Annotated in this window: 7 protein-coding genes; 5 read left to right on the forward strand and 2 right to left on the reverse strand. The window is 33.7% G+C overall.

All coding sequences use genetic code 11. The features are described from left to right. Positions 1-409: 409 nt before the first annotated feature. Positions 410-1,216: an aldo/keto reductase family protein gene (locus tag BUB96_RS09980; RefSeq protein ID WP_073298677.1), complete on the reverse strand. Its 807-nt coding sequence runs from the start codon at positions 1,214-1,216 to the stop codon at positions 410-412. 154 nt (positions 1,217-1,370) lie between these two features. Then, a complete protein-coding gene (locus tag BUB96_RS09985; RefSeq protein ID WP_084137140.1) occupies positions 1,371-2,705 on the reverse strand; it encodes an L-cystine transporter in 1,335 nt (444 codons plus the stop codon). Positions 2,706-2,973: 268 nt separating this feature from the next. Between BUB96_RS09985 and BUB96_RS09990 the strand changes: the two genes are divergently transcribed. The 5 genes from BUB96_RS09990 to BUB96_RS10010 form a co-directional block, all read left to right on the forward strand. After that, positions 2,974-3,960, forward strand: a complete 987-nt coding sequence (locus BUB96_RS09990; protein WP_073298679.1) for an NADPH:quinone reductase — start codon at positions 2,974-2,976, stop codon at positions 3,958-3,960. Between the two features lie 235 nt (positions 3,961-4,195). Beyond that, complete coding sequence (locus BUB96_RS09995) at positions 4,196-5,872, forward strand: FAD-dependent oxidoreductase (protein ID WP_073298680.1); 1,677 nt, start codon at positions 4,196-4,198, stop codon at positions 5,870-5,872. 116 nt (positions 5,873-5,988) lie between these two features. Beyond that, positions 5,989-7,149 (forward strand): cation diffusion facilitator family transporter, encoded by a 1,161-nt coding sequence (locus tag BUB96_RS10000; RefSeq protein ID WP_159431741.1) that lies wholly within the window; start codon positions 5,989-5,991, stop codon positions 7,147-7,149. Positions 7,150-7,373: 224 nt separating this feature from the next. After that, positions 7,374-7,895 (forward strand): PRD domain-containing protein, encoded by a 522-nt coding sequence (locus tag BUB96_RS10005; protein WP_073298682.1) that lies wholly within the window; start codon positions 7,374-7,376, stop codon positions 7,893-7,895. Positions 7,896-7,970: 75 nt separating this feature from the next. After that, positions 7,971-8,175: transposase (locus BUB96_RS10010; RefSeq protein WP_200789117.1), on the forward strand; the 205-nt coding region annotated here is incomplete at its 3' end.

Here is an 8,175-nt window from a genome sequence, read left to right on the forward strand (position 1 = left end):
CTTCGAGAGTAACTAGAGGGAATAAATATTTAAAAACAGCCCTAATTACGAGTGGTGGAATGGCCGGAAGGTCACGTGATCCAGCTTTCGGATCGTTATATCACAGAATATCTAACAGAGGAACCAAAATAAAAGCAGTTGTGGCATGTGGGCACAAGTTACTACGGATCATTTATAAGATTCTAGATGACAAAGTACCATATGACGAAAAAAGAGCACTAGGTCTGCGGCAACAGAAACTAGTACTCAATTAAGTAAATATTTTTAAAATTTTCATGATTTAATTATACCATGAGAGATGCTTTTTTGTCTCTTTTTAGCATTTTCTTTTCAAATAAAAGAACCCAGTAAAGATTTAATATTTACTAAACGGTAAACATCAATTGATATACTAGGTTCTTTGAGAGCTTTATAAATGACTCACTTTATTGACATCTTCTTCAGATAATTCAAAATTGAATAAATCTAGATTAGCTGCTTGATTATTTTTATTATGAGATTTCGGTATCACAACAATACCTCTTTGGATTTGATAGCGTAAAAGAACTTGTGCCCATGATTTATTATAAGCCTTGCCTATTTCAGTTAAAGCTTCTATTTGTTCGCCTGACGCATCCATTGGGCCCCAAGCAACGGGAGTGATTTCCATACTTTTAAGCAGTTCTATTAATTCTTGGTTTGGTTCTTTTAGGTTAATTGGAATTTGGTTAACTGCTGGCTTTACTGTGGCAAATTTTTTCATTTCGTTTAATAGTTCTTCATCAAAATTTGATACACCAATACTTTTTAGTTTTCCATTTTTATAATATTCCTCGAAAACTTCCCAAGTTTGTTTGAAATATTCTTTATTTTCGATGGGATGATGAATAAGATACAAATCTAAATAATCCGTATGAAAATTTTTTAAACTGTTGTTAATTGTCTTACGGACTGCATCTTTAGTTGATATGTATTCGTCATTTATTGGAAGTTTACTGGTAATAAAAAAATCTTCGCGTGAGATTTTACTTTTGGCTAAAGTTTCTCCAACACCTGCTTCATTACTATAGGAAACAGCCGCATCAATTGAGCGATAACCTAAATCAATAGCATCTTCTAATACCGTAAAATCACCATTTAGCTTTCCACGGTATTGATTATTTTCTTTTCCATAAGTATTTGTTCCTGTTCCAACGATCGGCATTTGCTCTCCACTATTTAATTTGATATATTCCATAAAAAATTCTCCTTCATGAATTATTATTCTTGTTAAATAGCTCTACTATTGATACTAGCAAATAGTTGGAGATAATGAAAATGATTAGTATTTTTAAATGTAAAGAGGCTCTCTGATTAGGAATCAAAAAGCCTCTCTTTTATTCGTATAAAATCTAGTTCGTTTCCATGTCTGGTGTAACTTGTCGATCATTATCATTAAAGGTATCTTCGTCAAAAGTTCCTAATCGTTTAGAAGTAATGACACCTGCTAAAATACTATCATTCACATTTAAAGCGGTACGTGCCATATCAATAATTGGCTCAACAGAAACCAATAAACCTATAATTTCAATAGGTAAATCAAGTGCTCCAAATACGATGAGCGCTGCGAAAGTTGCTCCGCCACCAACACCCGCTACACCAAAAGAGGAGATAGCGACAACAACAATAATCGTTCCCCATACAACTGGATCTGTCAAATCCATACCGACTGCGGGAGCAATGATTGTTACTAACATTGCTGGATAAATTCCGGCACATCCATTTTGACCAATAGATAAACCAAATGTGGCTGCAATATTTGATGTGGTTGCATCTACTCCTAATACTTCTTTTTGTGTGGCAATATTTAATGGTAAGGCGCCAGCACTTGATCGAGAAGTAAAAGCAAAACTTAAAACGGTCCATACTTTTTTAAAGTATTGGATAGGGTTCACTTTATAAATTATTAAAATTAAAGCATGAATGATAAACATCACAATAACAGAAAAATATGAGGCAATTAAGAAAGTTCCCATATTTGCTAAAGCAGCAGGACTTGAAGTAGCTACCATTTTAGTCATTAAAGCTAAAATACCATAAGGAGCCATTCGTAATACGAGAGTCACTAAACGCATAACAATCGCATGCAGACTATCAATGATTTTTCTGAAAAAATCTCCATGTTCCGGTTGTTTTCGAGCAACCCCGAGATAAGCAATCCCTATAAATGCAGAGAAAATGACAACTGCGATTGTGCTTGTTCCCCGTAATCCTGCTAAATCATTAAATATATTGTTTGGAATAAAGCTTAAGATTTGTTGAGGAATCGTCATACCTTCTACTTGCGTTTGGGTTTCTTGTAAGGCGGCTATTCGAGCATTTTCCGCTGCACCGCGAGTAAATTCAGCCCCATCTAAATTAAAGAGTAGAACACTCGTAATACCAACCGCTGCTGCAATCATAACTGTTATAATTAAAACAGCTAAAACATTCGCACCAATTTTCCCAATGTTGCTTTCGCCTTCCATTTCAGTAAAAGCACGAACTAAAGACACAAAGATTAATGGCATTACAAGCATTTGAAGGAAACGAACATAACCTAATCCTACAACATCTAACCATTCAACTATAGTTTGAGTGATAGAATTATCCACTCCAAATAATAATTGGATAATTGCTCCAAACACAATACCAATTCCTAGACCAGCAAATACTCGATATGAATATTTTACATATTTTGTTTGCATACGGTAGAGGAGATAAAGTAAAGCAGCAAATACAATAAGTGTTAAAATAATTTCCAAAATAATACCTCCAATATAATATTTTTCTTTCTGCCTTAGAGTATACCAAACGTAAATCAGATTTCTAGCAAAATGACTTAAAAATCTCGTTTAGACTAAATATTTTTTGTTTGTCTTGAAAAGCTTTTATTTAAAGGTTTACAAGTAAAAACTTTAGTAAATAGATATATATAGTGATAAGATTAAAAAGAGGAAAAAGGAGGAAAGCATTTTGAAAGCTGTACAAATTAAAGAGTTTGGTGGACCAGAAGTGTTGAAAACTGTTGAGGTTGACGAACCATTCCCTAATGAAAATGAAGTTAAAGTTAAAGTCCATGCCGTGGGCTTGAATCCAAATGAATCTTATACAATTACAGGAACCTATGCTTATAATATACCGGAACTTCCGTATATTCCAGGTTATGATGCGACAGGTATAATAGAAGAGATTGGTTCCAATGTTGAAGGATTTCAAATAGGAGATCGAATATTTTTAAGTGCTTTTTCAGCGGATAGGAACACAGGGACTTATGCTGAAAAAGTTGTAGTCGATGCTGAAAATGTCTTTCGTTTACCAGATAACGTTTCTCTTATAAAAGGAGCAGCATTAGGTATACCCGCTTTTACAGCGTATAAAGCTTTGTTTCAAAAAGCAAAAATAAAAGCAGGAGAAATTGTCCTTATTCATGGAGCAAGCGGTGCAGTAGGAAACTGGCTCGTACAAATGGCTACAGCTATTGGAGCGATCGTGATAGGCACCTCCAGTACAAAAAAAGGACGTAATCTTATTCTTGATTTAGGTGCTGATCATGCGATAGATCATGTGACGCAACAAAACAAAGATAAGTTATTATCATTAACAAATGAACAAGGTCCAGATATCATTATAGAAATGTTAGCCAATAAAAATTTAAAAACAGATATGCAAATCATTCAGCGACATGGTCGAATCATTATTGTAGGAAGTCGAGAGACGATAGAAGTAGACCCTCGAAACTTAATGACCAATGAAGCTATAGTAACCGGAATGACCTTTACCTCGCCAAATGAAAAAGAAATGAAAGAATTAACTTTTGGTCTACATGCTTTTTTAGAAAGTGGAGCCATCCATCCATTTATTGGAAATAAGTTCACATTAGATGAACCAATCAAAGCATACAAAAATTTAATGGAATCTTCTGGGAATGGACGAACCATTTTCGTTGTATCAGAAGAATAAACTAATCAAAAACAGGCTAAAATACGAAAAAGAGAGCTTTTTAGGTCAAATATTGTATTATCCATCTATAAAATAATAATAGTAAAGAAAAACCGTTGATATTAAGTAAAGTTCCAGAGTATAATAGATTAGTATGTAATATTACATTTGCACAGTACTTTATTGTGATGTGCACAAAAACTTTATTATCAAACATACTTAGTTAAATAAGAAAGTATGTGGAAGGGGATTAATAATGGAAATCATTATTATTGGAGGAGTAATCGCCGGAATAGAAACAGCCTTACAAGCAAGAAAAAATTCGGAAGATGTTAAAATTACTATTTATGATAGAGATTATGATATCGCGCATACTGGTTTTGCGACGCATTATGTAGCAGGTGGAGTTGTTGATAATGTGGAGCAGTTGACTTTAAAGACCCCTGAGTGGTTTAAGAGTCGTTACAATATAGATATCCATACCGGACATGATATAACAAAAATTGATTACGAAAATAAAAAGATTATGGGTGTTAACTTAACTTCAGATGAAGAATTTGAAGCTACTTTTGATGCTTTAGTTTTTGCTAACGGATCCGTCGTAACAGTTCCTCCGGTGTTTAGAGATAAAGAATTCACAAATGTTTTTACAATAAAAAGTGTTCAGAATGCTAGAAAACTACTATCTTTTGTTGAAGAAAAACAACCAAAAACTGCCATTGTTATTGGAACAGGTTATATAGGTCTTGGAGTATCCGAACAACTAACAAATGCAGGAATCAATGTTAAAACAGTAGACTTTTTAGAATATCCTATGGCACAGTTGGATCATGATACATCTGTTCATATTGCAGATATTTTAGAAGTTAATGGAGTTTCTTTCCACGGAAATGAGGGGGTTGTTGAGCTCGCTAGCCATAATGGAGAGTTAGACAGCGTAGTAACTTCTCAAGGAAATAAATATGAAGCGGACATGTTTATCGTTGCTACAGGTGTTCGACCGAATACCGAATTAGCAGAATCTATAGGAGTAGAAATGGGTTCAAGTCGTGCGATAAAAGTTGATGACAAGCTACAAACAAATCTTCCAGATGTCTATGCAGTAGGAGATGTGGCGGAAGCTTATCATGCCGTAACAAAGGCTCCTATTTATCTTCCATTAGCAACAACCGCCGTTAAAATGGGACGGATTGCTGGAGATGTTATCACTGGTGGAGATATGCGCTTTGAAGGAGTATTAGGAACTTCTGCTGTACGATTATTTGGTCAAACTATTGCTTCAACAGGTATGACGGAAGATGCTGCGAGAAGAGCAGGAATCGAACCAGAAGTGTTAGTAACGACTAAACCAGCAGTTTTAAAAATAATGGGTGGTAAAGATATTTTAATTAAAGCCGTTGCAGAACCTAAGACAGAAAGGTTATTAGGCGTACAAATTATCGGCCCAGAAGGAGTAGAAAGAAGAATTGATGTTTTTGCGACAGCTATGCAATTTGGAGCAAAAGTTTCAGATTTAGCAAATATTGACTTGGCATTCACTCCGCCAATCTCTACGCCATTAGATCCTGTAATGTATACTGGCTTATTGTTATCAGAAGCGATTAAGAAGTGTCCTCTTATGACCCCTGAACAATTAAATGAAATGATAGAAGATGACCAAGAGCTTACAATCATCGACGTTAGAAGTGAAGAAAGCTATAAAAAAGCTCATATCCAAGGAGCAATTAACCTCCCCATAGATTCTTTAAGAGACTCTTTAAATTCCTTAAATAAAAAGAACAAAATTGTTGTCTATTGTGGGTTAGGTGAATCTTCATTGGTTGCTCAAGAAATATTGGTAAATAATGGATTTGAGAAAGTTTATAATCTAACAGGTGGTCTTTCAAATTACAGAACCTTAAATGAAGAAAAGATTTCTAAAGAAAGTAAATAAATTTATAAAAGAAGACGCTAGATAATCACTAGTGTCTTCTTAAGTTATCAAAATAATAGAATGTTTGAATTTTATCTCTCGATTAATAATCTATACATATTGAGGTGGTGAAGCGATTGTCAAAATTCGAACAAGAAGAACGCGTTAAAAGCGGCATACAGACAGGTTTTATTGGTTTAGTGGTAAACATAGTTTTATTAACCATTAAGTTAATAGCAGGGTTGACTGCTGGAAGTGTGTCCATTTTAGTAGATGCGATGAATAGTTTAGGGGATACTGCTAGTTCTTTTTTTACCATCGGTGGGTTTTATGTTTCCAACAAACCTGCTGATCGTGAACATCCTTATGGGCACCAAAGAGCTGAATATATTAGCGGGTTATTTATTGCAATTATTATTTTAATTGTGGGATTTCAGTTTCTCCTCCAGTCCATTAATCGTATATTCAATCCAATGAGCGTTTATAGTTCAGGTTTAGTTTTACTTTTATTAATTATTTCTATATTATTGAAAATTGGATTAGGTTTTTATTATCAACACCGTAGTAAGCAAATGGCAACGCAGTCAAATACAGTTTTAGCTTTGAAAAAGGATAGCTTTAATGATGCATTAATGACTTTAGTTATTATCGCTTCTTATTATATCGAAATTAAATTTGGTTGGTATATTGATGGATATGTAGGAGCTGGAGTGGCTTTATTTATTATCTATTCGGGTTTTCGCTCTATCCTTGATTCTTCGGATGACTTGTTGGGTACACGTCCAGATGTTCAAATGATTCTACGAATGCGAGAAGTTCTAGACTCATTTGAAACGCCTATTGGCTATCATGATTTACTGATTCATAAATATGGACCGAATAAAGTTTTTGCCACGGTTGATATTGAGATTGATTCTAGATTAAGCTTAATTCAAGCACATCGAGTCATTGATGAAATAGAGCAAGAATTCGAAAAGCAATTTAATATAAAGTTAGTAGGCCATTTAGATCCGATTATATTAGATGATGAAGAACAGAATAAAATATACGCTTTAGTCAAAAATGTTTTAAAAACTTATCATTCAAATTTTCATTTTCATGATTTTAGGATCAAAGGAAATGATGAAAAGAAAGAAATTCATTTTGATGTTGTTGTTCCAACGGATGTAGTGGAAACTGATCAAGAACTGCATTATAAAATAACAAGTGATATTTATCGAGAATTCAATGAGTATCCAATTTATATTAAATTTGACCGCGATTATATTTTAGATGAAGTGAATAAGAACAAAGATTAGCCTGATTAAAAATTCGAGTGTTCTAAAGTTAGTAAGAACTTTCATGATGGTATTGATTTCATAATGTTCAATGTGTATAATGAAACTTGATATGGATTGTTACTGGTTATGCAGGCAAAACCTAAATATATACTCGATAAGTCTGGCACCACTGTAAAAAAATACAGTAAAGTGTCATTTATTGCGTATCTATTTAGGCTTTTTTATTTGGAAGGAGGGACAGAATGAAGATTAAGCAAATTTTTAATAATAATGTCGTATTAACAACGAATGATGTTGCCAATGAATTTGTGGTTATGGGACGAGGAATCGGTTTTCAGAAAGCAAAAGGAGATCCTATTGATCCAGCACTTATTGAAAAAAAGTTCATTCTTTCTGAAAACGTATCAAAATCAATTTTTCCAGATATTTATCATCAACTTTCTGATGATGAAATTGATGTCGTTATTGAAATCATTGATTTAGCTGAAGCAAAGTTAGGAATTGAGTTTCAATCGAATATTTATATTGCATTAGCCGATCATATTCATTATGCATTAGATCGAACGCAACAATTGATTCCTCTTACAAATCCTTTAAATTACGAAGTAAAAAAATATTATCCTGAGGAATATAAAGTGGGAAAAATGGCATTAAAGATTATAGAGAATCGTTTAGGTATTTCATTATATAAAGATGAAGCTTCTTCTATAGCTCTTCATTTTGTTACAGGTCAAAAAGAAGATAAAGTCCATATAATTGTGTAAAAGTAAAAAGGCCATATAAACGTCCTTTTACGGTACAATGTTTTTAACGCAAAAACATACCTAGGAGGACTTCATATGACCCAAGTACATTTTACACTGAATAACGAAGAGGTTCAAAGCATTATTGAACATTCTGTCAAAGATGACGTATCGAAAAATATTTTAACCACCATTTTCAATCAACTGATGGAAGAACAACGAACGGAATATATCCAAGCCCAGGAATATGAAAGAACGAATGATCGAAGAAGCCAACGGAATGGCTATTACGAGCGAGCGT

The sequence above is a fragment of the Atopostipes suicloacalis DSM 15692 genome (assembly GCF_900129085.1).
In the GTDB taxonomy this organism is placed as follows: Bacteria; Bacillota; Bacilli; order Lactobacillales; family Carnobacteriaceae_A; genus Atopostipes; species Atopostipes suicloacalis.